At 64.3% G+C, this 25651-nt stretch carries 27 protein-coding genes and 1 riboswitch; of the genes, 9 read left to right on the top strand and 18 right to left on the bottom strand.

The features are described from left to right. Window position 1: 1 nt before the first annotated feature. The 3 genes from GYB81_RS21030 to nrdR form a co-directional block, all read right to left on the bottom strand. Window positions 2–664 (bottom strand): riboflavin synthase, encoded by a 663-nt coding sequence (locus GYB81_RS21030; protein WP_161867410.1) that lies wholly within the window; start codon window positions 662–664, stop codon window positions 2–4. Window positions 665–790: 126 nt separating this feature from the next. Then, window positions 791–945: riboswitch (FMN riboswitch) on the bottom strand. Window positions 946–1008: 63 nt separating this feature from the next. Continuing rightward, entirely contained in the window at window positions 1009–2124 is a 1116-nt protein-coding gene (gene ribD, locus GYB81_RS21035) for a bifunctional diaminohydroxyphosphoribosylaminopyrimidine deaminase/5-amino-6-(5-phosphoribosylamino)uracil reductase RibD (RefSeq protein WP_161867409.1), read from the bottom strand. Next, on the bottom strand, window positions 2121–2588 hold the full coding sequence (gene nrdR, locus GYB81_RS21040) for a transcriptional regulator NrdR (protein WP_003243991.1): 468 nt from the start codon (window positions 2586–2588) through the stop codon (window positions 2121–2123). The genes ribD and nrdR overlap by 4 nt, the downstream gene beginning before the upstream one ends. Before the next feature lie 112 nt (window positions 2589–2700). Between nrdR and GYB81_RS21045 the strand changes: the two genes are divergently transcribed. Genes GYB81_RS21045 through trxA form a run of 3 tightly spaced genes read left to right on the top strand, consistent with a single transcriptional unit; the run spans window position 2701 to window position 4724 of the window. After that, entirely contained in the window at window positions 2701–3141 is a 441-nt protein-coding gene (locus GYB81_RS21045) for a hypothetical protein (RefSeq protein WP_161867408.1), read from the top strand. After that, window positions 3138–3797, top strand: a complete 660-nt coding sequence (locus GYB81_RS21050; RefSeq protein WP_161867407.1) for a class I SAM-dependent methyltransferase — start codon at window positions 3138–3140, stop codon at window positions 3795–3797. Before GYB81_RS21045 ends, GYB81_RS21050 begins: the two co-directional genes overlap by 4 nt. A gap of 54 nt (window positions 3798–3851) precedes the next feature. After that, a complete protein-coding gene (gene trxA / locus GYB81_RS21055) occupies window positions 3852–4724 on the top strand; it encodes a thioredoxin (RefSeq protein WP_161867406.1) in 873 nt (290 codons plus the stop codon). A 67-nt stretch (window positions 4725–4791) separates the two neighbouring features. Here the strand turns inward: trxA and GYB81_RS21060 are convergent, their stop codons facing one another. Further along, window positions 4792–5142, bottom strand: coding sequence for a hypothetical protein (locus tag GYB81_RS21060; RefSeq protein WP_161867405.1), 351 nt, complete (start codon window positions 5140–5142; stop codon window positions 4792–4794). A gap of 113 nt (window positions 5143–5255) precedes the next feature. Between GYB81_RS21060 and GYB81_RS21065 the strand changes: the two genes are divergently transcribed. The 4 genes from GYB81_RS21065 (at window position 5256) to GYB81_RS21080 (ending at window position 8469) form a co-directional block, all read left to right on the top strand. After that, a complete protein-coding gene (locus GYB81_RS21065; RefSeq protein ID WP_161897945.1) occupies window positions 5256–5840 on the top strand; it encodes a DUF2796 domain-containing protein in 585 nt (194 codons plus the stop codon). A gap of 74 nt (window positions 5841–5914) precedes the next feature. After that, the gene (locus tag GYB81_RS21070; RefSeq protein ID WP_161867403.1) at window positions 5915–6622 is read left to right on the top strand and encodes an ABC transporter ATP-binding protein; all 708 of its coding nucleotides are present in this window, start codon (window positions 5915–5917) and stop codon (window positions 6620–6622) included. Window position 6623: 1 nt separating this feature from the next. After that, window positions 6624–7889 carry an ABC transporter permease gene (locus GYB81_RS21075; protein WP_161867402.1) on the top strand — a complete coding sequence of 422 codons (1266 nt, stop codon included), beginning with the start codon at window positions 6624–6626 and terminating at the stop codon, window positions 7887–7889. A gap of 58 nt (window positions 7890–7947) precedes the next feature. Then, window positions 7948–8469, top strand: a complete 522-nt coding sequence (locus GYB81_RS21080) for a DUF3299 domain-containing protein (protein WP_161867401.1) — start codon at window positions 7948–7950, stop codon at window positions 8467–8469. A gap of 156 nt (window positions 8470–8625) precedes the next feature. On the opposite strand, the gene GYB81_RS21085 is transcribed toward GYB81_RS21080, so the two are convergent. Genes GYB81_RS21085 through GYB81_RS21110 form a run of 6 tightly spaced genes read right to left on the bottom strand, consistent with a single transcriptional unit; the run spans window position 8626 to window position 13491 of the window. Then, window positions 8626–9723, bottom strand: a complete 1098-nt coding sequence (locus GYB81_RS21085) for a tetratricopeptide repeat protein (RefSeq protein ID WP_161867400.1) — start codon at window positions 9721–9723, stop codon at window positions 8626–8628. Between the two features lie 2 nt (window positions 9724–9725). Beyond that, a complete protein-coding gene (locus tag GYB81_RS21090) occupies window positions 9726–10409 on the bottom strand; it encodes a TonB family protein (protein ID WP_161867399.1) in 684 nt (227 codons plus the stop codon). After that, the gene (locus tag GYB81_RS21095) at window positions 10409–10819 is read right to left on the bottom strand and encodes an ExbD/TolR family protein (protein WP_161867398.1); all 411 of its coding nucleotides are present in this window, start codon (window positions 10817–10819) and stop codon (window positions 10409–10411) included. Before GYB81_RS21095 ends, GYB81_RS21090 begins: the two co-directional genes overlap by 1 nt. Before the next feature lie 11 nt (window positions 10820–10830). After that, the gene (locus GYB81_RS21100) at window positions 10831–11379 is read right to left on the bottom strand and encodes a MotA/TolQ/ExbB proton channel family protein (RefSeq protein WP_074682460.1); all 549 of its coding nucleotides are present in this window, start codon (window positions 11377–11379) and stop codon (window positions 10831–10833) included. Next, a complete protein-coding gene (locus tag GYB81_RS21105) occupies window positions 11372–12721 on the bottom strand; it encodes a MotA/TolQ/ExbB proton channel family protein (protein ID WP_161867397.1) in 1350 nt (449 codons plus the stop codon). Before GYB81_RS21105 ends, GYB81_RS21100 begins: the two co-directional genes overlap by 8 nt. Continuing rightward, window positions 12718–13491 carry a DUF3450 domain-containing protein gene (locus GYB81_RS21110; protein WP_161867396.1) on the bottom strand — a complete coding sequence of 258 codons (774 nt, stop codon included), beginning with the start codon at window positions 13489–13491 and terminating at the stop codon, window positions 12718–12720. The genes GYB81_RS21105 and GYB81_RS21110 overlap by 4 nt, the downstream gene beginning before the upstream one ends. Window positions 13492–13683: 192 nt before the next feature. Between GYB81_RS21110 and GYB81_RS21115 the strand changes: the two genes are divergently transcribed. Next, entirely contained in the window at window positions 13684–14367 is a 684-nt protein-coding gene (locus GYB81_RS21115; RefSeq protein ID WP_161867395.1) for an OmpW/AlkL family protein, read from the top strand. Window positions 14368–14422: 55 nt separating this feature from the next. Here GYB81_RS21115 and GYB81_RS21120 read toward each other — a convergent pair whose 3' ends face one another. The 4 genes from GYB81_RS21120 to GYB81_RS21135 are packed head-to-tail and all read right to left on the bottom strand — an operon-like array spanning window position 14423 to window position 18135. Beyond that, on the bottom strand, window positions 14423–15343 hold the full coding sequence (locus GYB81_RS21120) for an NAD-dependent epimerase/dehydratase family protein (protein WP_161867839.1): 921 nt from the start codon (window positions 15341–15343) through the stop codon (window positions 14423–14425). Next, window positions 15336–16220, bottom strand: coding sequence for a sugar nucleotide-binding protein (locus GYB81_RS21125; protein ID WP_161867840.1), 885 nt, complete (start codon window positions 16218–16220; stop codon window positions 15336–15338). The genes GYB81_RS21120 and GYB81_RS21125 overlap by 8 nt, the downstream gene beginning before the upstream one ends. A gap of 19 nt (window positions 16221–16239) precedes the next feature. Next, entirely contained in the window at window positions 16240–16731 is a 492-nt protein-coding gene (locus tag GYB81_RS21130; RefSeq protein WP_037055750.1) for a single-stranded DNA-binding protein, read from the bottom strand. An 18-nt stretch (window positions 16732–16749) separates the two neighbouring features. Further along, window positions 16750–18135 carry an MFS transporter gene (locus GYB81_RS21135; RefSeq protein ID WP_161867841.1) on the bottom strand — a complete coding sequence of 462 codons (1386 nt, stop codon included), beginning with the start codon at window positions 18133–18135 and terminating at the stop codon, window positions 16750–16752. 191 nt (window positions 18136–18326) lie between these two features. Between GYB81_RS21135 and uvrA the strand changes: the two genes are divergently transcribed. Beyond that, window positions 18327–21161: an excinuclease ABC subunit UvrA gene (gene uvrA / locus GYB81_RS21140; RefSeq protein WP_161867842.1), complete on the top strand. Its 2835-nt coding sequence runs from the start codon at window positions 18327–18329 to the stop codon at window positions 21159–21161. Between the two features lie 47 nt (window positions 21162–21208). Here the strand turns inward: uvrA and bfr are convergent, their stop codons facing one another. The 4 genes from bfr to GYB81_RS21160 all read right to left on the bottom strand — a co-directional run bounded on the left by bfr (window position 21209) and on the right by GYB81_RS21160 (window position 25642). After that, entirely contained in the window at window positions 21209–21673 is a 465-nt protein-coding gene (gene bfr / locus GYB81_RS21145) for a bacterioferritin (protein ID WP_161867843.1), read from the bottom strand. A gap of 136 nt (window positions 21674–21809) precedes the next feature. Then, window positions 21810–23960, bottom strand: a complete 2151-nt coding sequence (gene katG / locus GYB81_RS21150; RefSeq protein ID WP_161867844.1) for a catalase/peroxidase HPI — start codon at window positions 23958–23960, stop codon at window positions 21810–21812. A 249-nt stretch (window positions 23961–24209) separates the two neighbouring features. Continuing rightward, window positions 24210–24596: a 50S ribosomal protein L17 gene (gene rplQ / locus GYB81_RS21155; RefSeq protein WP_003243945.1), complete on the bottom strand. Its 387-nt coding sequence runs from the start codon at window positions 24594–24596 to the stop codon at window positions 24210–24212. A 44-nt stretch (window positions 24597–24640) separates the two neighbouring features. Then, entirely contained in the window at window positions 24641–25642 is a 1002-nt protein-coding gene (locus GYB81_RS21160) for a DNA-directed RNA polymerase subunit alpha (protein ID WP_003243938.1), read from the bottom strand. Window positions 25643–25651 lie beyond the last annotated feature (9 nt).

A 25651-nucleotide genomic window follows, 5' to 3' on the forward strand; every position in this document is an offset into this window, starting at 1 on the left:
CTCACTTGTTCAGATAGCCGTGTTCGGCGAGAAAGCTTTCGGTCAGGCCCGAAGCCTTGGGCTCGGCGGCCTTGTCGCCGAGCAGCAGACGCTCCAGGTAACGCGCCAGCAGGTCCACTTCGAGGTTGACCTTACGTCCGGCCTGGTAGTCGACCATGATGGTCTCGGCCAGGGTATGCGGCACGATGGTCAGCTCGAACTCGGCGCCATCGACTGCATTGACGGTCAGGCTGGTGCCGTCGACGGTGATCGAGCCCTTATGCGCGATGTACTTGGCCAGCTCGCGCGGAGCCCGCACCCTGAACTGCACGGCGCGGGCGTTATCGGCGCGTGAGACGATCTCGCCGACGCCATCGACGTGACCGCTGACCAGGTGCCCGCCGAGCCGGCTGGTAGGCGTCAGGGCCTTTTCCAGATTCACCGCGCTGCCGGGCTTGAGATCGATGAAGGCGGTGCGCGCCAGCGTCTCGCGGCTGACGTCGGCCCAGAAGCCGTCGCCGGGCAGTTCCACTGCCGTCAGACAGATGCCGTTGACGGCGATGCTGTCGCCGAGCTTGACGTCGCCCAGGTCGAGTTTGCCGGTGGCCACGTACACGCGCACGTCGCCGCCTTTCGGCGTCATGGCGCGGATACTGCCGATGGCTTCGATTATGCCGGTGAACATAGGCCCTCCGGTTTCACGTTGAAGATGTTGCGCAGCAGCATGGACGAACTCCTGTTTTGGTCAAAAACAGGGCAATGCCGATCGATAGGGATTTCGCGGACGCGCAAAAGGCGCCCGAGGTGGGAATCCCGCTCTCTCTTTATCCGGACTATACCGTCGGCCCCGGAATCGCACCGGGTCTGCTGGACCTCGCGCGGCAGAAGCCATAGCGAGCGCTCGCGGGCTAGGTTCTGCGAACCATTACCGCCGGTGGGGAATCACACCCCGCCCTGAGAACGTTGCGGCCTTATGCATGGCCGCATGGCGTTTTACCACATTTGTCGGCGCAACGCATGGTTCGAGTGCTAGCGCGACTTGGGCACCGCGGTGATCTGCCAGTCGTCGCCGACGGCACGAATATCGAGAATCTGTAACTCCGGCGCTTCGGCCATGCGGTTGAGCGGCAACTCGAACAATGGCCGCGCATGGGAGCCCAGCAGCTTGGGCGCGACGAAGATGCGGTACTCGTCCACCAGCCCGGCACGGGCGAAGGCGCCAGCCAGGCGAGGCCCGGCCTCCACCAGCACCTCGTTGACGCCACGCCCGGCCAGCTCCTGCAGTAGCTTGCGCAGGTCGACATGACCATTGCTGCCCGGCACGGCGAGCAGCTCGTGGCCATCGGCCAGATAGCGGTCACGAGCAGCGGCGGCCGCGCAGGTCGCCACCAAGGCCGGGCCGACCTGAAAGAACGTCTTGCTCAGCGGCACCCGCAGCCGACCGTCGACCAGCACGCGCAACGGCGGCCGCGACGCCGCCATGAAGGTGGCCTCGACGCCCAGCCCCAGCTCGTCGGGGCGCACCGTCAGCCGGGCGTCGTCGGCCAGCACGGTATCGGCTCCGCTGAGCACCACGCTGGACTGCGCGCGCAAACGCTGCACCTCGGCGCGCGCTGCCGGCCCGGTAATCCACTGACTTTCGCCGCTGGCCATGGCCGTGCGGCCATCCAGGCTCATTGCCGACTTGACCCGCACGAACGGCAGGCCAGTCTCCATGCGCTTGATGAAGCCGACATTGAGCGCCCGCGCATCGGCCTCCAGCACGCCGGACAGCACCTCGATCCCGGCATTGGCCAGGCGCAGCAGGCCGCGCCCGGCGACCTGCGGGTTGGGATCCTGCATCGCCGCGACCACCCGGCCGACACCGGCTGCCACCAGCGCATCGGCGCAGGGCGGCGTACGCCCGTGGTGGCTGCAGGGTTCCAGGGTGACGTAAGCGGTGGCACCGCGCGCGCGCTCGCCGGCCTGGCGCAGGGCGTGCACCTCGGCGTGCGGCTCGCCGGCACGAGCATGCCAGCCCTCGCCGACGATCTCGCCATCGCGCACGATGACGCAGCCAACCCGGGGATTCGGATGGGTGGAATAAAGGCCCTTGCGCGCCAGCTTGAGGGCGCGCGCCATGAACAAGTGGTCGCGCTCGCTCATCGGCTTTTCGACGGCTCGCGGGCCAGACGCTCGATTTCTTCGCGGAATTCGTTGAGATCCTGGAAGCGGCGATACACCGAGGCGAAACGAATGTAGGCCACCTCATCGAGCTTGCTCAGTTCGGTCATCACCAGCTCGCCCAGCACCAGCGACTTCACCTCGCGTTCGCCAGTGGCACGCAATTGCTGCTTGATGCGGGCGATGGCCTCTTCCAGGCGTTCGACGCTCACCGGGCGCTTCTCCAGTGCGCGCTGCATGCCGGCGCGAAGCTTTTCTTCATCGAAGGGCTGGCGGCTGCCGTCCTGTTTGATCAGACGTGGCATCACCAGTTCGGCGGTTTCGAAGGTGGTGAAACGTTCACCACAGGCCACGCATTCGCGACGGCGGCGAACCTGATCGCCTTCGGCGACCAGACGGGAATCGATGACCTTGGTGTCGTTGGCGGCGCAGAAGGGACAATGCATGGCAGGCGCGGGCTGTTGGCGGCAAAGGCGTCATGGTAGCGCATAGAAGCGGCAAGACAAGCCGCATCCCGTTAGGCTATATGAACGCCCGCCAGAACAGCAGACCCTTGCCATGAACCGATACCGCCTCCTGCTTCCTCTTGCCGTCGCCGTAGTGCTCAGCGCCTGCGCCAGCGAACCGACCACGCCTATGCCCGCTCCTCCGGCAACCACGACGCAGACCAACGCCGCATCCGAAGAGTCACCAGGCCCCGGGCTGCGCGGCGAGTTGATTGGCGTGGCCGCCGGTGCCGATGTCGACCTGGCGCTATTGGGCGTGGATATGCGCGGCCGGCCGCGCGCCCTGCTCGGTCAGGTGCACCTGCGTGGCAACGGCGAAGCGCTGCCGTTTCATCTTCCACTGAGCGACCGGCAGGCACCGCAGGATCTGCGCCTGGAACTGCGCGGCCGGGTCAGCCAGTCCGGCCGACTGGTGCAACGCCTGCCGGCACGCACCATTGCCGAACTCAAGGATCAGGACCTCGGCTCACTGCAGCTGGTGCCGGCGCCATGAGGCCACCCGAGGCGCTGCAGCAGGCGCTGAGCGAACTGCTCGGCGATGCCCGCCTGGTCGCCGAAAACCTGCCAGGTGCCGATATCGCGCTGTGGCTGATCGACGCCAGCAACATGGATCGCGCGTTCAACCCCGAGGAAACCCGGCGCATCCTCGAAGAACCGCCCTACTGGTGCTTCTGCTGGGCCAGCGGCCTGGTGCTGGCGCGCTGGCTGGCCGAACGTCCCGAGTGGGTGCGCGGCAAGCGCGTGCTGGACTTTGGCGCTGGCTCCGGCGTGGCGGCCATCGCCGCCGCCAAGGCCGGCGCCGCCGAAGTGGTGGCCTGCGATCTCGACCCGTTGGCGCTGGCAGCCTGCCGCGCTAATGCCGAGCTCAATGGCGTGACGCTGAACTATTCGGACGATTTCTTCGCCGAAGCGGACCGCTGCGACCTGATTCTGGTAGCCGACGTGCTCTACGACCGCGCCAATCTGCCGTTGCTGGACCACTTCCTCAGCCGCGGCCGTCAGGCGCTGGTGGCCGACTCGCGGGTCAAGGACTTCCAGCATCCACTCTATCAGCGCCTGGCGCTGCTCGATGGCTGCACCTGGCCGGATCTGGCCGAGCCTGCGGAATTTCGCGAGGTCAGCCTGTATCAAGCGGCGCGCCCCTTGTAACCGCACGCCGCTGCCCGCATTAATAGAGCATTGCCCTGCTTTTCGAGACTGACCATGAGCGACTCCCCCTACATCTTCGATATCTCCGGCGCCGCCAACTTCGAGCAACTGGTGATCGAGAACTCCTTCCACAAGCCGGTGCTGGTGGATTTCTGGGCCGAATGGTGCGCGCCTTGCAAGGCGCTGATGCCGATGCTGGCGAAGATCACCGAGGACTATGCCGGAGAGCTGCTGCTGGCCAAGGTCAACTGCGACATCGAGCAGGACATCGTCATGCGCTTCGGCATTCGCAGCCTGCCCACCGTGGTGCTGTTCAAGGACGGCCAGCCGGTGGATGGCTTTGCCGGTGCCCAGCCGGAAGCGGCGATCCGCGAGATGCTCAAGCCCCACGTCGCCGAACCGGCTCCGGCCGCTGCCGATCCGCTGGAAAGTGCCCAGGCACTGTTCGCCGAAGGACGTTTTGCCGAAACCGAAGCGCTGCTCAAGCAGGTGCTGACCGAGGACAACGAAAACGGCGCGGCGCTGATTCTCTACGCGCGCTGCCTGGCCGAACGCGGGGAGCTGGGCGAGGCCCAAGTGGTACTCGACGCCGTGAAGGGCGACGAACACAAGCAGGCACTGGCTGGCGCCAAGGCACAGCTGACCTTCCTGCGCCAGGCCGCCGACCTGCCTGACGCGGCCACGCTGAAAAGCCGCCTGGCGCAAAACGCCGAGGATGACGAGGCGGTTTACCAGCTAGCGGTGCAACAGCTGGCGCGCCAGCAGTACGAAGCCGCGCTGGAGGGTCTGCTCAAGCTGTTCGTGCGCAACCGCAGCTATGGCGACGGCCTGCCGCACAAGACCCTGCTGCAGGTGTTCGACCTGCTTGGCGGCGACCACCCGCTGGTCACCCGCTACCGGCGCAAGCTGTATCAGGCGATCTATTAAAAGCGGCGGCAGGCCACAGGTAAAAACACTGTCGGAAGCTCTTGGCCTGAAGCCTGTCGCCTGCGGCCTATAGCCCTTCCTGCCAGTGATAGATCGGCGCATCCGCGCCGGTTTCCATGCGAATCTGCGCGCAGTGGCGCAGACGCACCAGCAGCCGCTTGCCTGCAGCCTCACCACCAGCCAGCGCCGCCAGTTGCGCCATCAGTCTCGGCCCTTCCACCTGCCCTGCATCGCGTACCAGCTGCAAGGCGGTCTGCCACAGGGCGTCGCCCGTATCGGCCGCGGGAGCAGCAACAGGCGCTGGCACGCTGGCCGGCGTAAGCGCCATATGCTGAACCAGTTGCGCCCAGTCCTCGGCATCCAGTTCCAGTGTCAGGTCTACCGGCCAGTCGCCGATTCGCCCACGGATTCGCATCATGTTCAGCCTCCTGTCAGGAATTGCCATGCTCCCACGGCAGCAGCAGGCTGGCCAGTTCGCCATAAAAGTTGTTATAACGTAACAACTAAATCGCACCCTCGCTGGAGACAACCATGCGCCACCTGCTGCTCGCCCTGCCCTTTGCCCTGTTGCCTCTGGTCGCCGCCCAGGCGCATGAACATGGGCATGACCATGACCACCACCACGACAGCCTGGGCGCCCACGAGCACGGCGTCGCCAGCCTCAACGCGGCGCTGGACGGCAACCTGCTGGAGCTGCAGCTCGAGAGCCCGGCGATGAACCTGGTCGGCTTCGAACATGCGGCCAAGAGCGATGCCGACAAGGCCAAGGTCGCCGCGGCCAAGCGTGAACTGGAACAACCCATCACGCTGTTCGCGCTCGACAGCGGCGACTGCAAGGCCACCGAAGTGGAACTGCAAAGCCCGCTGTTCGGCGACGCCGACCACGACCACGACCACGACCACGACCACGACCATCATGCCCACGAAGGCGAACACAGTGACATCCACGCGCACTATCGCTTCGAGTGCACCAAGGCCAACGAATTGAAACAACTGGATCTCGCCGAACTGTTCAAACGCTTCCCCGCTACCGAGAAGATTCAGGTACAACTGATCGGCCCCAACGGCCAGCAGGGCGTGGAGTTGACGCCGGCGCAGCCACGTCTGAGCTTCTGACCTGCCACGTCCCATTGCCGGAGCGAGTGCACCTCGCTCCGGCATGAGCGCCTTCTCCCGACACGCAGTAGACAATGACCGAACCTCTGATCGAACTCGCCAACCTCGGCTTCGCCTGGCCTGGCCAGGCGCAGTTGCTGGATATCCCCACCTTCACCCTGGCGCGCGGTGAAACCCTTTTTCTGAAAGGCCCCAGCGGCAGCGGCAAGACCACCCTGCTTGGCCTGCTCGGCGGCGTACAAAGGGCGCAAAGCGGCCATATCCGCCTGCTCGGTCAGGACCTGAGCCAGCTCTCGGCCGGTGCCCGCGACCGTTTCCGTGTCGATCACACCGGTTACATCTTCCAGCAGTTCAACCTGCTGCCGTTTCTTTCGGTGCGCGAGAACGTCGAGCTGCCCTGCCGCTTCTCGCGCCTGCGTGCAGAACGTGCACGCCAGCGCCATGGCAGCATCGATGCCGCGGCCGCGGCGCTGCTCGACCACCTCGGCCTGCGCGCCGACCTGCTCGGCCGTCGCGCCGACGAGCTGTCCATCGGCCAACAGCAACGCGTTGCCGCCGCCCGGGCGCTGATCGGCCAGCCGGAACTGGTGATCGCCGACGAGCCAACCTCGGCACTGGACTTCGACGCCCGCGAGGCCTTCCTGCAATTGCTCTTCGCCGAGTGCCGCGCTGCAGGCTCCAGCCTGCTGTTCGTCAGCCACGACCAGAGCCTGGCTCAGCTGTTCGACCGTAACCTGTCACTGGCCGAACTCAACCGCGCCGCCAAGCCCGTCGAGGTCTGAGATGCATCTTCTGCGTATAGCCCTGGCCAGCCTGGCCAATCGTCGTTTCACCGCTCTGCTCACCGTGTTCGCCATCGCCCTGTCGGTCTGCCTGCTGCTGGCCGTGGAGCGTGTGCGTACCGAGGCCCGCGCCAGCTTCGCCAATACCATCAGCGGCACCGACCTGATCGTCGGCGCGCGCTCGGGCAGCGTGAACCTGCTGCTTTACTCGGTGTTCCGCATCGGCAATGCCACCAACAACATCCGCTGGGACAGCTTCGAGCGCTTCGCCAATCACCGCCAGGTCAAATGGGCCATCCCCATTTCCCTGGGCGACTCGCACCGTGGCTATCGGGTGATGGGCACCAGCAGCGCCTATTTCGAGCACTACCGCTATGCTCGCAGCCAGGCGCTGAAGCTGGCTCAAGGCCGCGAGTTTGCCGACGATCCCTTCGAAGTGGTGCTCGGTGCCGAGGTGGCGCAGGCACTGGGCTATGGCCTGGGCGAGAAGATCGTCCTGGCGCACGGGGTCGCCACCATCAGCCTGGTCAAGCACGACGACAAACCCTTCACCGTGGTCGGCATCCTCGAACGCACCGGCACGCCGGTAGACCGCACCCTGCACATCTCCCTGGCCGGCATGGAGGCGCTGCACGTCGACTGGCAGAACGGCATGCCGGCCCGCGGGGATGCGCGGGTCAGCGCTGATCAGGCGCGCGCCATGGACCTGCAACCCAAGCAGATCACCGCCTTCATGCTTGGCCTCAACAGCAAGATCGCCACCTTCAGCCTGCAACGCGAGATCAACGAGTTTCGTGGTGAGCCGTTGCTGGCGATTCTCCCAGGGGTAGCGCTGCAGGAGCTGTGGAGCCTGATGGGCACCGCCGAGCAGGCGCTGTTCGTGGTCTCGCTGTTCGTCGTGCTGACCGGCCTGATCGGCATGCTCACGGCGATTCTCACCAGCCTCAACGAGCGGCGCCGGGAGATGGCCATTCTGCGCTCGGTGGGCGCACGTCCCTGGCATATCGCCAGCCTGCTGGTGCTGGAGGCCTTTGCCCTGGCATTGGCCGGCGTGACCTTCGGGGTCGCGCTGCTGTACCTGGGCATCGCCGGCAGTCAGGGCTTCGTACAGGCAAATTACGGCCTGTACCTGGCACTCAATGCGCCGTCCGCTTACGAATGGAAACTGCTGGGCAGCATTCTCGCCGCTGCCGTGGCGATGGGCAGTGTGCCGGCCTGGCGGGCTTATCGGCAGTCGTTAGCCGATGGCCTGTCGATCAGGCTCTGAGGGAAAGTTGAGAGCGCCTGTCGTACACTGCACAGGCGCTTTTACCAAGAGGTTACTCATGCCCCGCCCCCTGCTCGCCACCTTGCTGCTGACCCTGGCACTGCCACTGGCTGCCGCGGATGTGCGCGAAATCACCTGGTCCGATCTGATCCCGCCGGATGCCCCGCCGCAGGTCGTCGACCCGACGCCTATTCATGACCTTTCGCAACTGGCCGATGCATTGTCCGAAGCCGGCCCGGCAGCCATGCAACAGTCCCCGGCCGCACCAGTGGTCAAGGAGCTAAACGGCCAGGCCGTGAAACTGCCCGGCTACATCGTGCCGCTGGACGTCACGGACGAAGGCCGCGTGGTGGAATTCCTGCTGGTGCCCTACTTCGGCGCCTGCATTCACGTGCCGCCACCGCCCTCGAACCAGATCGTCCACGTCACCAGCGAACTCGGCGTATTGCTCGATGCGCTGTATCAGCCGTTCTGGGTTGAGGGTCCGCTGAAGGTCGAACACGTCAGCAGCGAGCTGGCCGAGGTGGGCTACCAGATGGAAGCGGACAAGATCTACGCTTACGAACTGCCCGATAGCTGACCCCTGCCGGGGCATTCGTAGGTGTGGCTGTAGGAGCGGCTTCAGCCGCGAAAAGATTCGCGGATAAATCCGCTTCTACAGAGATACGCCACCAAGTAAAAAGCCAGACACTAGGTCTGGCTTTTTACTTGGTGCGTACGGCGCACCGAGAACGACTCAACTGCGACTGGCTACCCGATTTTCTCGTTCGAAGCGCAGCTCGCTTTCCGCCCACTGGCGCCACGAACGCACCTTGGCTCGCTCGGCACCGCCACGTTCGGCACGCGCCAGCGCATCCAGGCCGGCCTGCCAGCGCGACTGCTCCAGCTCCAGTTGCGCGATATAAAGCCAATGCTTGCCATTGCCGCTGCGCTCGGCCAGCGGGCGCAATACGCGCACCGCAGCAGCACGATCACGCGCCTGCCACCAGAACAGCCCCAGGCGCTCCTGACGGGCAGCGGTGTTGGCCAGTAGGCCGCTGTCGAGCATGCCGGCCAGCAGCTTGGCGCCCTGCCACGGCTGATCGGCGGCGCCAGCGAGCAGCACCAGGTTGTCCAGCTCCGACTCGCTGAAACGCAGGCCCTTGCTATGTGCAGCGCGCAGGGTCGCCAGTGCCTTGTCGTTACTGCCGGCCATCTGCTGCAGACCGGCCAGTTGGCGCCAGCCCTTGGCATCGTTCGGTTGGCGCGCCAGCAACTGACGCTGCCAGCGCTCGGCCTGGGCATAGCGCTTCAGATCGGCATTGGCGCCCACCAGAAACTGCAGCCAGATGTCCGCGGCTTTGGGGTTGGCCTGCACGTAACGCTCGGCCAGCGGCAACGCTTTGGCCGGCTGATTCATGCCCTGATAAGCCTGCACCAGCATCTGCAGCACTTCCTCGGAGGCTTTGCCCTGATCGGGCGCCAGCAACTCGACGACCTTGGCGTAACGACGCTCGCCCAGGTTGAGCTTGGCCAGGTTGAGGCGCTCGCCAGCCAGCATTTCCGCGTCCAGCTTGCCGCTGCGTACGGCCTTGTCCAGCCAGTCGATGGCCTGAGCGTTGTTGCCGGCCGACCAGGCCACATAGGCCTTGCTGCGCCAGACCAGCGCCTCTTCGAGACTGCCGCTCTTGGCCTGAACCTCATCCAGCGCGCGCCGCGCAGCGCTGTAATCGCCCTTCTGCTGCGCAGTCTGCGCCGCGTTCAGGGCCTTGAACACGGCCGGGTCGACGGTCTGTTGGGCCATACCGGGCACGGCCGCGGTACCGAGCATCACGAGCAACAACCAACGGTACATGGTCAGCTCCTTTCCAGACGGAAGTAGAGGGTCTTCACCGCTTCGCGGTCCACCGCCAGGCCGCCTTCGGTACGTGGCGCGAAGCGCCAGCGTGCCGCGGCGCGGCGTGCTTCGCGCTCGAAGACGTTACGCGGGTTGGCTTCCAGCACGCGGATGTTCTCCACGTTGCCGGAGCGATTGATGGTGAAAGCCAGTTTGACGAAACCTTCGATGCCACGCTGCAGCGCGTAACGCGGGTACTCAGGGCGCACGTCGTTGAGCGGCATGACCTCGCTCTCCATCCCGCCCATCTGCCCGCCGGAGTCGGCGGCCTCGCTGGGCGGCGTCGGTGCGGGAGCGCCAGGGGCAAGACCGGACAGGCTCGGCGCCGGCGCGCTGTTGACGGCAATACCGCTGGCCAGGCTGGGCAACTGGATGTCCAGCGCCGGCAGGTTGGCATTCGGCGTGGCCGTCTGCGGCGTCGGCGGCGTGGGCGGCTGCGGTGTTTGCGGCTGCGGCGGCTGCGGTGCCTGCTGACGGGTACGGCTGGCGGTCTCGCTGGTATTGCCGTCCATGCGCACGAAGTTGGCCACGCTGACCGGATCCTGGCTCACCTTGGCGCTCGGCGGCGCGACCATGTACAGCATCAGGGCGAACAAGCCCAAAGCCATCAGACAGGCGCCGAGAAAAGACAGCGGCAGGCGCATCAGTTGACTCCGCTACCGGCTGCCAGGGCGACATCCTGCACACCGGCCAGACGCGCCTGATCCATCACCTGGACCACCAGGCCGGTACGCGCATCCTTGTCGGCCTGTACCACCACGGCGCCTTCCGGCTGGTCGACACGCATGCGCTCGACATGCGCACGCACGCTGCGGATATCCACTGCCTGCTTGTCCATCCAGATCTGTCCGTCGGCGGTGACGGCGATGAGGATGTTGCCCTTGTCCTGCGGGTTGGCGGTTTCCGCCTGCGGGCGCTGCACCTCGACCCCGGACTCGCGGATAAAGGAGCTGGTGACGATGAAGAAGATCAGCATGATGAAGACCACGTCGAGCATCGGCGTAAGGTCGATGCCGGTGTCTTCGTCCTGCTGGTGGTGACGACGCATTCTCATGTTGGGCGATCTCAGTCGTGACGCAGCTGGTCGGCCAGCCGCTCGATGGCCTGGCTGGCTTCGCGCTCGAGGCGCGCCAGGCTGAACAATCCAGGAATGGCCAGGACCATGCCGGCCATGGTCGGCAGGGTCGCCTGCCATACGCCTGCGGCCATGCCGCGTGGGTTACCGGTGCCGTTGAGGGCAAGTACGTCGAACACGGCGATCATGCCGAGCACGGTGCCGAGCAACCCCAGCAGCGGATACAGGGCCACCAGGGTCTTGCCCAGGCGCAGCGGCGCCGCCAGTTGCTGACGCGCCTGCGCCAGCCAGGCCAGACGCACGGCGCGCTGCCAGTTGCCGTTGTCATCGGCCAGCACCTGTTGCCAGGCCTCGCGACGCTCCTGTACCCAGCGCGGGAAAATCCGGCGCATGTACCAGAAGCGCTCGAATACCAGGGTCCAGAACACCACGCAGAGCACTGCCAGCGCCCACATCACCACGCCGCCGGCGCCCATGAAGTCGAGCAGTGCATAGGCACTGTCGACCGCACGCAGCCAGAAGGCGAACAGATCAGTCACGGCGCGGCGCTCCCGACAGGTGCAGGGCGATCAGGCCGGCGCTCTGCTGCTCCAGAATCTGGATCAGGCCCTTGCTGCGGCTGGCCAGCAGGCTATGCAGGAACAGCAGCGGGATGGCTACCACCAGGCCGAGCACAGTGGTCACCAGCGCCTGGGAAATACCATCGGCCATCAGTCGCGAGTCGCCGCCACCACTCTGGGTGATGGCTTGGAAGGTCACGATCATGCCGGTCACGGTGCCCAGCAGGCCGAGCAGCGGTGCCACGGCGGCCAGCAGCTTGAGCAGGCCCTGGCCTTTTTCCAGCGGCGGCGTTTCCTGCAGGATCGCTTCGTCGAGCTTCAGCTCCAGGGTTTCCAGGTCTGCCAGTTGCGGCTTGGCGCCCAGCACACCGATCACGCGGCCCAGCGGGTTGTCATTGCGCGGCGCGCTGAGGTCATGCATCTGCGCCTTGACGCCGCTGCCGACGCGGCCCAGATAGACCATGCGCCACACCGCCAGAAGCAGGCCGAAAGCGCCCAGCACGACGATCACCCAACCAACCAGACCACCCTGCTGCAGACGATCCCACAGGGTCGGCTGCTGCTGCAGCTGAGCCAGCAGGCTGCCGCGGCTTGGATCGATGGGCAGCGTGGCGAGCGTGTCAGAGCTGCTCAGGTAGTCCTTGACCTGGCCCAGGCCGGACGGCTGACGCGGCGGCGCCACCAGTTGCCCGGCATCGGCGTCGTAGCGCAGGAAGGCATCTTCGCCATACACGGCGAAGGCGCCGACTCGCAGCACCTGCTGCTCCTGACGCGAACCATCGGCACTCACCACTGGCAGTTGCAGGCGCTCGATACGGCCGCTGGCGGCCAGGTCTTCGAGCAGCAGCATCCAGTAGCCGTCGAGATCCTCGGCGGACGGCAGCGAGCGGCTTTCAGCCAATGCCTTGAGGCGCTTGAGGCGCTCCGGGTACTGCGCGTTGAGCAGGCTGTCCTGCCATTGCCCGGCCACATCACCGGCGCTCTGACGGACCACACCGAACAGCTCACCGAGGTGCCCGACACGCTGCGCCAGCAGTTTTTCCTGCTCGGCCAGCTCGGCCTCCTGACGGTCGAACTCGGCCTTCAGACGCTCGCTTTCGGCCTTCTGGGTATTCAGCGCGGAACGCGCGGCCGCCAGCAACTGCGCCTGCTCGCTGCGCTTGGCGAGAAACGCCTGTTCGCGTTCCTGCATGGCGCTGACTTCGGCCGCGCGCTCGCTGCGGATGCGCTGCAACAGTTGATCGGGGCTGAGGGTTTCGGCCACGGCGGCCAGTGCCGGCAACAGGCTGAGCGCCAGTACGGCTACAACACGACGACTCATTGTGCGGCCTCCTCGGCCAGGGTCTTGATCGGCAGGGACAGCACGGCGGGCGCCTGTTGCTGACGGGCGATGGCGATGGCCTGGGTCAACGGACGGCGTGCGCTGCCGTCGAGCACTTCCCATGCCTTGGTCTGCGGGTTCCACCAGCCGCTCTCGTGTGCATCGAGGGTCTGGTAATAAAGCATGCTGCGGCCCAGGCGCAGGAACTCGACGCTGCGCGAACCGCCGTCAGCCTGATTCAGCTCGCCGCGCCAGGCTTCGAGCGTGCGGCCATAGTCGCTCTCGATCTGGTAGGCCTCGAGGATGCGGCGGTATTTGTCGGCCAGGCTCACGTCGGCGCGCGGCAGCAGATCCTGCAGCTGGGCCAGACGGTCTTCACGCTCTTCGGGCAGGAACGGCAGGTCAGCGGCGATGAACTCACCCAGCACCTCGACCATTTTGACCATCTGCGGGCTCACCGCTTCCTGGGTACGTTCGATGCCATCGAGCTGCTTCTGATAACTGGCCAGCTCCTGACGCTGGGCTTCGACCAGGTCACGAAGTTGACTGTTATAACCTTTCAAAGCCTCGGCCTGCTGCAGAGCGTTACGGTACTCATTGAGCATCTCACGGCTGGCGTCATCCAGCTGCTCGACACGGCCCTGCGAGGCTTTTGCCTCGGCGGCCAGGCGCTGGCTTTCATCCAGCGCGGCATCCAGCGGCGCAGCAGCCAGCGAGCCGCTGGCCAACATCAGGGCCACGGCCAGGGAACGGAGGGGGAAGCGATTCATGCGCAGAGGGTCCTCAACAGACGGGCTTGCTTCAAAAAGAGAAACATTATCATCTAGAGACACATTTGAAGCAATGCCAAAAACATCGCAGTAGAGCTCGTCGATCTATTGAGCCAGGTCAAAAAGTGGATTGTTGCTTGGCTTAGCATTGATTCCAGCCAAAGACACAACCGACTCGAACTGGAGCTCGCTATGTATAAGTCACTGTTCACTGCCTCCCTGCTGGCCCTGGCCATCGCTGCCCCTATCGCTCAAGCCCACCAGGCTGGCGACATCATCGTCCGCGCCGGTGCCATTACCGTCGATCCGCACGAGGACAGCGGCAACATCGATCACGCTGTACTGGGCAAAGTCGCTGGCAGCGGCGCAACCTTGAACAGCGATACCCAGCTGGGCCTGAACTTCGCTTACATGGTGACCGACAACTTCGGCATCGAGTTGCTGGCAGCTACTCCGTTCAGCCATGACGTTGGTGTAAAAGGCATGCCGGGCGCCTTCGCCGGCCTGAACGGCAAGCTGGGCAGCCTCAAGCACCTGCCGCCGACCATCAGCGCCGTCTACTACCCGCTGGACAAAGGCTCGGCCTTCCAACCCTATGTCGGTGTCGGTATCAACTACACCTGGTTCTTCGATACCGAATTGAGCAGCGAAGCCGAAGCCAAGGGCTTCCGTGGCCTGGACATGAAGGACTCCTGGGGCCTGGCCGGACAGATCGGCATGGACTACATGCTGACCGACAACCTGATGCTCAACGCCCAGGTGCGCTATATCGATATCGATACCACCGGCACCACCCACCTGGCAGGCGACAAGGTCAAGGTCGATGTGGACGTCGATCCCTTCGTCTACATGGTCGGCCTGGGCTACAAGTTCTGATAGCCCACGCAAAAACGAAAAAGCCGGCGAATGCCGGCTTTTTCGTGGGTTAGGCTCACAGCCCGAGCAGTTGACGCAGCCCGTCACGCAGCGGCGTCTGCTCTGGCAAGCGGTAATGAGCCTGCAACCGCGCATTGTCGGCCCGCGAGTGACGAATATCGCCTGCACGCGCCGGCAGGTGCGTCACCTGCGGCAGACCGCCGCAAAGCGCACCGATTTCCGCCAGCAACTGATTGAGACTGACCGCCTGGTTCCAGCCGACATTCACCGGCGGCTCGACGAACTCACCCAGCAATCCCTGCAGCAGCAGTTCGATCAGGTCTCTCACGTAGAAGAAATCGCGGGTTTGCTCACCATCGCCGAAGACGCTGATCGGCAGTCCCTGTTGCGCTCGCTGGGTGAAGATACTGATCACCCCCGAGTAGGGCGACGATGGATCCTGCCGCGGCCCGAAGACATTGAAGAAACGAAATACCGCCGGCTCCAGGCCATGCTGGCGGCGGTAGAAGTCCAGGTAGTGCTCGCCGGCGAGCTTGTCGGATGCATAGGGCGTCAAGGGTGCCTTGGCGGTGGCTTCATCGATTGCCACGCCTTCGCCATTGTTGCCATAGATAGCCGCGCTGGAGGCATAGACCACACGCCGAACGCCATGCCGACGCATGGCCTCGCAGACATTCAGGGTCCCGATGAAGTTGCTCTGGTGAGTGGCTACGGGATCATCCACCGAAGCCTGCACCGAGGCCACCGCGGCCAGGTGCGCCACCGCTGAACTGCCGGCGACGGCCTGAGCTACCACCTCCGCATCGGCAACGTCACCCTCGATGAAGCGCAACCGCGAATTGTCCAGCGGCAGGTTGCCGCGCTTGCCCATGGACAAATTGTCCAGCACACGCACGCTGTGGCCAGCAGCCAGCAAGGCATCGACCAGATGCGATCCGATGAAGCCGGCGCCGCCGGTTACAAGAATTTCAGCCATGACGGTAATAACGATCCAGCAGGTTAGGCAGACCGGAACGCCAGGCGCGCGGTTTGATGCCGAAGGTGTGAAGAATTTTCTTGCAGGCCAGTACGGCGTGCTGTGGCTCGTCGGCGGCATCCGGGCGCGCAGCGTGCGCCTGAGGCGAGACATCCTCGACCAGGTTGCTGCGGTAGTGACGCGCCTCGCTCAGTACCGCCTGCCCCAGGCTCAGCGACGTGCTGGCCTCGTGGCCGCCGTAATGATAGGTGCCCCACAGGGGCGACTCGCAGTCGAGCTGCTTGAGCACCGCCAGAAGCACACGCGCGGCATCGTCCACCGGGGTGGGGTTGCCGCGCCGATCATCGGCGAGATACAGCGCATCGTCGCGCTCGGCACGCAGCAGAAAGCGTCCCAGCAAACCTTCCCGGCTGTCATCGAGCAACCAGCCGAAGCGCAGCAGCACATGACGCGGACAGATCGCCCGCACGCTCTGCTCCAGCCGCCACAGTGCCTGGCCACGCAGCCCCAGAGGTACCGGCTCTTCCTTTTCGCTATAGGCGGTGACGCGCGAACCGTCGAACACGCGATAACTGGACGGCTGCAGCAGCACGATTGAGTGGTGCTGACACAGCTCGGCCAGGCGCTCCACCGCACGCTCCTGCGTCTGCAGGCGCGACTCGGCTACCGACTCGGCCTGGAACCAGTCGAAGTAGTAGGCCAGGTTGATCAGCGCGTCCGGGCGGGTGTCGTCGAGAAGCTCGGTCAGGCTGGCGGCATCCCAGCCCTCTTCCGGCGGACGCGGCGCGAGGAAGCTGATGTCTTCCTCGGCACCGAGACGGATCAGCGCTTGCCCCAGGGCACTACCGCCGCCCAGCAGCATTAGGCGCATTCGCATAGGCTAGAGCCCGCTCGGTTCAGAACGGGATGTCGTCATCGAAACTGTCGTAGTCAGGTGCAGGCTGGGCTTGCTGCGGCGCCGGACGCTCCTGACGCGGAGCTTGTTGCGGCTCGCGCTGCGGGGCCGGACGCGACTGGCGTGGCGCGCCACTGTCGTCACCGCTCGGACGACCGCCCAGCAACTGCATGGTGCCCTGCATGTCGACGATGATCTCGGTGGTGTAGCGCTTGATGCCGTCCTTTTCCCACTCGCGGGTCTGCAGCTTGCCTTCGATGTACACCTGCGAGCCCTTGCGCAGGTACTCGCCGGCGATTTCGGCAACCTTGCCGAACAGCGCAACACGGTGCCATTCGGTCTTCTCGACCTTCTGCCCGGTCTGCTTGTCGGTCCACTGCTCGCTGGTGGCCAGGCTCAGGTTGGTTACCGCGTTGCCGCTGGGCAAATAGCGTGTTTCCGGGTCCTGGCCGCAGGTACCGACCAGAATGACTTTGTTAACCCCACGGGCCATAACGTTCTCCTAGGCTACTCACGCCGCGGGCGCCGATGCGATCAGGCGCTCCACTGACGTGCGATCCACTTGTTGGGTATCGACTTTGATATAGATGGCCGCTTCGTCGACCACCACCACGGCGTCTGCCACTCCCGGCGTCGCCTTCAGGCGTTCGACCAGTCCGACATCGGCCAGTGCCGCGGCATCGAGCGGCAGGCGCAAACTGGTCACGTACGGCGGTTCGCGCATAGTAACAGCAATGGCCAGCCAAATTGCACAGAGCACGGCGCAGCCGATGAAGACACCAGCAAGGCCTACATGCTGGTATAGCCAGCCACCGAGGATGCCACCCAGGGCGGCACCGAGGAACTGGCTGGTGGAATAGACGCCCATCGCCGTGCCCTTGCCACCGGCCGGCGCCACCTTGCTGACCAGCGAGGGCAGCGAGGCCTCGAGCAGGTTGAAGGCGGTGAAAAACACCACGATGCCCAGCACCAGTGCTCGCAAGTCGCTGCCGAAAAGGGCGAAGTACAGCTCGCAGAGCAGCAACACAGTCACCGCCCCCAGCAGAACGCGTTTCATCTGGCGTTTCTTCTCGCCATAGATGATGAACGGCACCATGCCGAAGAAACCGACCAATAGCGCAGTAAGGTAGACCCACCAGTGTTCTTCCTTGACCAGTCCACCCTGCTCCACCAGCGCCAACGGCAAGGCCACGAAACTGGCCATCAGCACCGCGTGCAGGGCCAGGATGGCGAAATCCAGGCGCAGCAGGTCGCCATGCTTGAGGGTCGGCCACAGGGCCTGAGCCGCCACGCCGGACTCGCGGTGCTGCAGCGGCCCGGCATCCTTCGGCACGATACCGGCGACGATCAGGATGCCGAGCAGCGCCATCGCCCCGGTGGCCCAGAACAGGCCGGACAGGCCGAAGGCACGGGTCAGCAGCGGGCCGACCACCATGGCCACGGCGAACGACAGGCCAATGCTCATGCCGATCATGGCCATGGCCTTGGTCCGATGCTGTTCGCGGGTCAGGTCCGAAAGCAACGCCATCACCGCCGCGGAAATCGCCCCGGCGCCCTGCAGCACGCGCCCGGCGATCACGCCCCAGATCGAGTCGGCATTGGCCGCCAGCACGCTGCCGGCAGCGAAGATCAGCAGGCCGACATAGATCACCGGACGTCGGCCGATGCGATCGCTGATGATGCCGAAGGGAATTTGCAGCACAGCCTGAGTCAAACCATAGGCACCGATAGCCAGACCGATCAGCGCCGGCGTACTGCCGTTCAGGTCCATGCCGTAGGTGGCCAGCACCGGCAGCACCATGAACATACCCAGCATACGGAACGCGAACACCATGGCCAGGCCGCCGGCCGCACGGGCCTCGCCACTACTCATGCGCTCACTGTGCGGATCATGCATCGAATAAACCCTGAGGAAATCAGCCGGCGATTCTAGCAGCCGGCGCCGTTTCGGCACAGGCGCACACTTTGCCGCAGGGTAGCAGCAAGCCCTATACTCGACCGTTTTCCGCCCGCCCAGCGAGGCCCGTTGCAAGCCGCCAGCGTTTGACGCGGCAGTGGCAACGCAGACAGCTTTCAGAGGTTCCCTAAGTGGACAAAATCCTGATTCGTGGGGCACGCACCCACAACCTCAAGAACATCGACCTGACCCTGCCGCGCGACAAGCTGATCGTGATCACCGGCCTGTCCGGTTCCGGCAAGTCCTCGCTGGCCTTCGACACGCTCTATGCCGAAGGTCAGCGCCGTTACGTCGAATCCCTGTCGGCTTATGCCCGGCAGTTCCTGTCGATGATGGAAAAGCCCGACGTCGACACCATCGAAGGCCTCTCCCCGGCCATCTCCATCGAGCAGAAGTCCACCTCGCACAACCCGCGCTCGACGGTGGGCACCATCACCGAGATCTACGACTACCTGCGCCTGCTCTATGCCCGCGTCGGTACGCCGCGCTGCCCGGACCACGACGTGCCGCTGGAGGCGCAGACCGTCAGCCAGATGGTTGACCAGGTGCTGGCCCTGCCGGAGGGGCGCAAGCTGATGCTATTGGCCCCCGTGGTGCGCGAGCGCAAGGGCGAGCATCTGTCGGTATTCGAGGAGCTGCGCGCGCAGGGTTTCGTCCGCGCCCGGGTCAACGGCAAGCTGCATGAACTGGACGAACTGCCCAAGCTGGACAAGCAGAAGAAGCACAGCATCGACGTGGTGGTGGACCGCTTCAAGGTGCGCGAGGACCTGCAGCAGCGTCTGGCCGAATCCTTCGAGACCGCCCTCGGCCTGGCCGACGGCATTGCCCTGATCGCGCCGATGGACGATGAAGAAGGCGAAGAAATCATCTTCTCCGCGCGCTTCGCCTGCCCGCACTGCGGCCACTCGATCAGCGAGCTGGAACCCAAGCTGTTTTCCTTCAACAACCCGGCCGGCGCCTGCCCGACCTGCGACGGCCTGGGCGTGAAGCAGTTTTTCGACGCCAAGCGCCTGGTCAACGGCGAGCTGACCCTGGCCGAAGGCGCCATCCGCGGCTGGGACCGACGCAACGTCTACTACTTCCAGATGCTCGGCTCACTGTCCAACCACTATGGCTTCAGCCTGGAGGAGCCCTTCGACGAGCTGGCCGCCGAGCACCAGAAGGTGATCCTGTTCGGCAGCGGTACGCAAAGCGTCGACTTCAAGTACCTCAACGACCGCGGCGATATCGTCAAACGCTCGCACCCCTTCGAGGGCATCATCCCCAATCTCGAACGCCGTTATCGCGAGACCGAGTCGAACAGCGTGCGCGAGGAACTGGCCAAGTTCCTCAGCACCCAGCCCTGCCCCGATTGCCGCGGCACGCGCCTGCGTCGCGAGGCGCGGCACGTCTGGGTCGGCGAGAAGACCCTGCCGGCGGTCACCGGCCTGCCGGTGGGCGATGCCTGCGATTACTTCGGTGATCTGCACCTGACCGGCCGCCGCGGCGAGATCGCCGAGAAGATCCTCAAGGAAATCCGCGAGCGCCTGCAGTTCCTGGTCAATGTCGGTCTGGATTACCTGACCCTCGACCGCAGCGCCGATACCCTGTCCGGCGGCGAAGCGCAGCGCATCCGCCTGGCCAGCCAAATCGGTGCCGGCCTGGTGGGCGTCATGTACATCCTCGACGAGCCGTCCATCGGCCTGCACCAGCGCGACAACGAGCGCCTGCTGGCCACCCTCACCCACCTGCGCAACCTGGGCAACACGGTGATCGTGGTCGAGCACGACGAGGACGCCATTCGCCTGGCCGACTACGTGGTGGATATCGGCCCCGGCGCCGGCGTGCACGGCGGGCGGATCGTCTCGCAAGGCACCCCCGACCAGGTGATGGCCGACCCCGAGTCGCTAACCGGTAGCTACCTGTCCGGACGCAAGAAGATCCAGTACCCGGCCACCCGCACCCCGCGCGACAAGAAGAAGTCGCTCAAGCTCAAGGGCGCGCGCGGCAACAACCTGCGCAAGGTCGATCTGGAGATTCCGGTCGGTTTGCTCACCTGCGTCACCGGCGTGTCCGGCTCGGGCAAGTCGACGCTGATCAACAACACCTTGTTCCCCATCACCGCCACCGCGCTCAACGGCGCCACCAGCCTGGAAGCGGCGCCGCACGACTCGTTCGACGGCCTGCAGCACCTGGACAAGGTGGTGGATATCGACCAGAGCCCGATCGGCCGCACGCCGCGCTCCAACCCGGCCACCTACACCGGTCTGTTCACGCCGATCCGCGAGCTGTTCGCCGGCGTGCCGGAGTCGCGCTCGCGCGGTTACGGCCCGGGCCGCTTCAGCTTCAACGTCAAGGGCGGGCGCTGCGAGGCCTGCCAGGGCGACGGTGTGATCAAGGTGGAGATGCACTTCTTGCCGGACATCTATGTGCCGTGCGACGTGTGCAAGGGCAAGCGCTACAACCGCGAAACCCTGGAAGTGAAGTACAAGGGCAAGAGCATCACCGAGGTGCTGGACATGACCATCGAGGATGCCCGCGCCTTCTTCGACGCGGTGCCGGCCATCGCCCGCAAGCTGCAGACGTTGACGGACGTGGGCCTGTCCTACATCAAGCTGGGGCAGAGCGCGACCACCCTGTCCGGTGGCGAGGCGCAGCGGGTCAAGCTGAGCCGCGAACTGTCCAAGCGCGACACCGGCAAGACCCTGTACATCCTCGACGAGCCGACCACCGGCCTGCACTTCGCCGATATCCAGCAGCTGCTCGACGTGCTGCACCGCCTGCGCGACCACGGCAACACCGTGGTGGTGATCGAGCACAACCTGGACGTGATCAAGACCGCCGACTGGATCGTCGACCTCGGCCCGGAGGGTGGCTCCAAGGGCGGCATGATCATCGCCACCGGCACCCCCGAAGAAGTGGCGGCCAACCCGGCTTCGCATACCGGGCACTTCCTCAAGCCGCTGCTGGAGCGCGACCGCGCCTGAAACGAAAGAGCCCCGCACATGCGGGGCTCTTACTTTGGCAAGTCAGCTTACATCTGGCTTTGCAGGTACTTCTCCAGCCCCAGCTTGTCGATCAGCTGCAGCTGAATTTCCAGCCAATAGGCGTGGTCTTCCTCGGTATCCTTGAGCTGAGCCAGGAGGATGTCGCGAGTCTGGTAATCCTGATGCTTCTCGCACAACTCGATGCCCTTGCTCAGGGCCGCACGCACTTCGTACTCCAGGGCCAGATCCAGCTTCAGCGCATCAGGTACGGTCTGCCCGAAGGTGAAGGCGTTGGGCACCATGTCCGGCACCCCCTCGAGGAAGATGATGCGTTTGAGCAGCGCATCGGCGTGCTGGGTTTCCTCTTCCATTTCGTGGTTGATGCGCTCGTAGAGCTTGCTGAAGCCCCAGTCCTCATACAGCCGCGAATGGATGAAATACTGGTCACGAGCGGCCAGCTCGCCTTTGAGCAGATGCTTGAGATAGTCGACGACTTCGGTATGGCCTTTCATGCCGGGCATTCCTTGTTGCATTCATGAACAGATGGCAATGCTCCGCTTGACGCAGGGTTCGGTCAAGCAAAAGCACAACGCCTCCACGAGGGAGGCGTTGCGGTTTACTGACGCACCAGCGATACGCCCGTCAGGCTCAGGCCAGATCGAAACGATCCAGGTTCATCACGCGGGTCCAGGCCGCGACGAAGTCCTTGACCAGCTTCTCCTTGCCGTCGGAGCTGGCATAGACCTCGGCGTAAGCACGCAGGATGGAGTTCGAGCCGAACACCAGATCGTTGCGGGTGGCGGTGTACTTCACCTGACCATCCTTGCGTGTGCGCCCTTCGAAGACTTCATTGCTGTCATCGGTGGCCTTCCATACGGTACCCATGTCCAGCAGATTGACGAAGAAGTCGTTGGTCAGCACACCCACCTTGTCGGTGAACACACCGTGCTGGCTGCCATCGTGGTTGGCCCCCAGAACCCGCAGTCCGCCGACCAGTGCGGTCAGCTCCGGCGCGGTCAGGGTGAGCATCTGCGCCTTGTCCACCAGCATCGTCTCGGTAGGGACACCCAGGTTGCCCTTGCTGTAGTTGCGGAAACCATCGGCAGCCGGCTCCAGCACATCGAAGGACTCGACGTCGGTCTGATCCTGACGTGCATCGACCCGACCGGGTGCGAAAGGTACGTCGACCGCCACACCAGCCGCCTTGGCCGCCTGCTCGACACCGACATTGCCGGCCAGCACGATCACATCGGCCAGCGACGCCTTGCCCGAAGCCTGCTGGATCTCCACCAGCTTCGGCAGCACCGCCATCGCCCGCTGGTTGACCGCCCAATCCTTCTGCGGAGCCAGGGCCAGACGCGCGCCGTTGGCGCCGCCGCGCTTGTCACCACCGCGGAAGGTGGAGGCCGAGGCCCAGGCCACGGACACCAGATCACCCACCGACAGACCGGACGCCGCAATCTTTGCCTTCAGGTCAGCGATGTCGGCGACGGTCGGATTGTGCGTGGCAGCCGGCAGCGGGTCTTGCCAGATCAGGTCCTCTTTCGGCACTTCCGGGCCGAGGTAACGGGCTTTCGGCCCCATGTCACGGTGAGTCAGCTTGTACCAGGCACGCGCGAACGCATCGGCGAAGGCCTGCGGATCTTCGTAGAAGCGCTTGGAGATCTTGCCGAACTCGGGGTCGAAGCGAAGAGTCAGGTCGGTGGTGAGCATGGTCGGCTTATGGAACTTGCCCGGCACATGGGCGTCCGGGATGATCTCCGGCGCGTCCTTGGCCACCCACTGCTTGGCACCGGCAGGCGACTTGGTCAGCTCCCACTCGAACTTGAACAGGTTCTCGAAGAAGTTGTTGCTCCACAGCGCCGGCGTCTTCGTCCAGGTGACTTCCAGGCCGCTGGAAACGGTGTCCTTGCCGAAGCCGCTGCCGAAGTTGCTGGTCCAACCCAAGCCCTGAGCTTCGATCGGCGCCGCTTCCGGCTCCGGCCCCTTGTGCGATTCGGGCGCAGCACCGTGGGTCTTGCCAAAAGTATGCCCACCGGCAATCAGCGCGACAATTTCCTCGTCGTTCATCGCCATGCGGTAGAAGGTCGCGCGGATATCCTTGGCTGCAGCGAGGTAGTCGCCACTGGCGTTCGGGCCTTCCGGGTTCACGTAGATCAGGCCCATATGCGTGGCGCCGAAGGGTGCGGTCAGCTCCCGCTCGTCGTTCACACGCTTGGGATCGACGCCCAGCCAGGCAACTTCGGCGCCCCAGTTGACGTCCTGATCCGGTTCCCAGACGTCCTCACGTCCACCCGCGAAACCGAAGGTACGAAAACCCATGGACTCCAGCGCAACGTTGCCGGCGAGGATGTAGAGGTCAGCCCAGGAGATGGACTGGCCGTACTTCTGCTTGATCGGCCACAGCAGGCGACGCGACTTGTCGATGTTGACGTTGTCCGGCCAGGAGTTCAGCGGGGCGAAGCGCTGCTGGCCACGACCGCCACCACCACGACCATCGGTGGTGCGGTAGGTCCCGGCAGAGTGCCAGGCCATGCGGATGAACTGCGGGCCATAGTGGCCGAAGTCGGCGGGCCACCAGTCCTGGCTATCGGTCATAAGCCGAACCAGGTCGGCCTTCAGGGCTTTGTAGTCGAGCTTCTTGAAGGCCTCGGCGTAGTTGAACTTCTCACCCAGGGGGTTGGATCGGTCGGAATGCTGATTCAGCAGGTCCACACGCAACTGGTTCGGCCACCAATCTTTGTTGGTCGTACCGCCACCGGCAACGTGGTTGAACGGACATTTACCTTGGTTCGACATGCTTCTCTCCTTCTCCTCATCGGGTCGGTCACAGCGTCTGCGACCAACGATGGGACAAGCCTAGACCCGCTTCGCTAGGCGAACCAATTCATCAAGCGTAACGGCTCGATAGCTAATTTCTTTCAGGCATCCAGCCCCTCAGCCATCGCCGGGCTCTGCTTGCGCCCGCTCCAGTGGCCACATTCGAAACCGTAAATCGAGGCAACAAAAAACCGGGCACTAGGCCCGGTTTCTTGTACAACCAGCAACTTACTCGGCAGCTTCTACCGAACCGCCGACCGGACGGTCGACCAGTTCAACGTAAGCCATCGGAGCGTTGTCGCCAGCGCGGAAACCGCACTTGAGGATGCGCAGGTAGCCGCCGTTACGGGTGGCGTAGCGCTTGCCCAGATCGTTGAACAGCTTGCCGACGATGGCTTTCGAACGGGTACGGTCGAAGGCCAGACGACGGTTGGCAACGCTGTCTTCCTTGGCCAGGGTGATCAGCGGCTCGGCAACGCGACGCAGTTCCTTGGCTTTCGGCAGGGTAGTTTTGATCAGCTCGTGCTCGAACAGCGAGACCGCCATGTTCTGGAACATGGCCTTGCGGTGAGCGCTGGTGCGGCTGAGGTGACGGCCACTTTTACGATGACGCATGGTTCAATTCCTTACCAAACTTGTTCGTTCGGTGATGATGACGATCAGGCAGTGGCCTTATCGTCTTTCTTCAGACTTGCCGGCGGCCAGTTGTCGAGGCGCATACCGAGGGACAGACCGCGAGAAGCCAGAACATCCTTGATTTCGGTCAGGGATTTCTTGCCCAGGTTCGGGGTTTTGAGCAGCTCTACTTCGGTGCGCTGAATCAGGTCGCCGATGTAGTAGATGTTCTCTGCCTTGAGGCAGTTGGCCGAACGTACGGTCAGTTCCAGATCATCGACAGGACGCAGCAGGATCGGATCGATCTCGTCTTCCTGCTCGACCACTACCGGCTCGCTGTCACCCTTGAGGTCGACGAACGCGGCCAGCTGCTGCTGCAGGATGGTCGCGGCACGACGGATGGCCTCTTCAGGATCCAGGGTACCGTTGGTTTCCAGGTCGATAACCAGTTTGTCCAGGTTGGTGCGCTGCTCGACACGGGCGTTTTCCACCACGTAAGCAACCCGACGCACAGGGCTGAACGAAGCATCCAGCTGCAAGCGACCAATGCTGCGGCTTTCATCTTCGTCGCTCTGACGAGCGTCAGCCGGCTCATAGCCGCGACCACGAGCTACGGTGAGCTTCATGTTCAGCGAGCCATTGGCCGCCAGGTTGGCGATGACGTGGTCGCCATTGACGATTTCGACATCGTGATCCAGCTGAATATCGGCAGCGGTAACTACGCCCGGGCCCTTCTTAGCCAGAGTCAGGGTCACTTCGTCACGGCCGTGCAGCTTGATAGCCAGACCTTTCAGGTTGAGCAGGATCTCGATCACATCTTCCTGCACACCTTCGATCGCGGAGTACTCGTGGAGTACGCCGTCGATCTCGGCCTCGACTACTGCACAGCCAGGCATGGAGGACAACAGGATGCGACGCAGCGCGTTGCCCAGGGTATGGCCGAAACCACGCTCGAGAGGCTCGAGGGTGATCTTGGCGCGGGTCGGACTGACCTCCTGCACATCGATGTGACGGGGGGTCAGGAACTCATTTACCGAAATCTGCATGGATGCACC

Origin of the sequence: Pseudomonas yangonensis (assembly GCF_009932725.1) — a bacterium.
In the GTDB taxonomy this organism is placed as follows: domain Bacteria; phylum Pseudomonadota; class Gammaproteobacteria; order Pseudomonadales; family Pseudomonadaceae; genus Aquipseudomonas; species Aquipseudomonas yangonensis.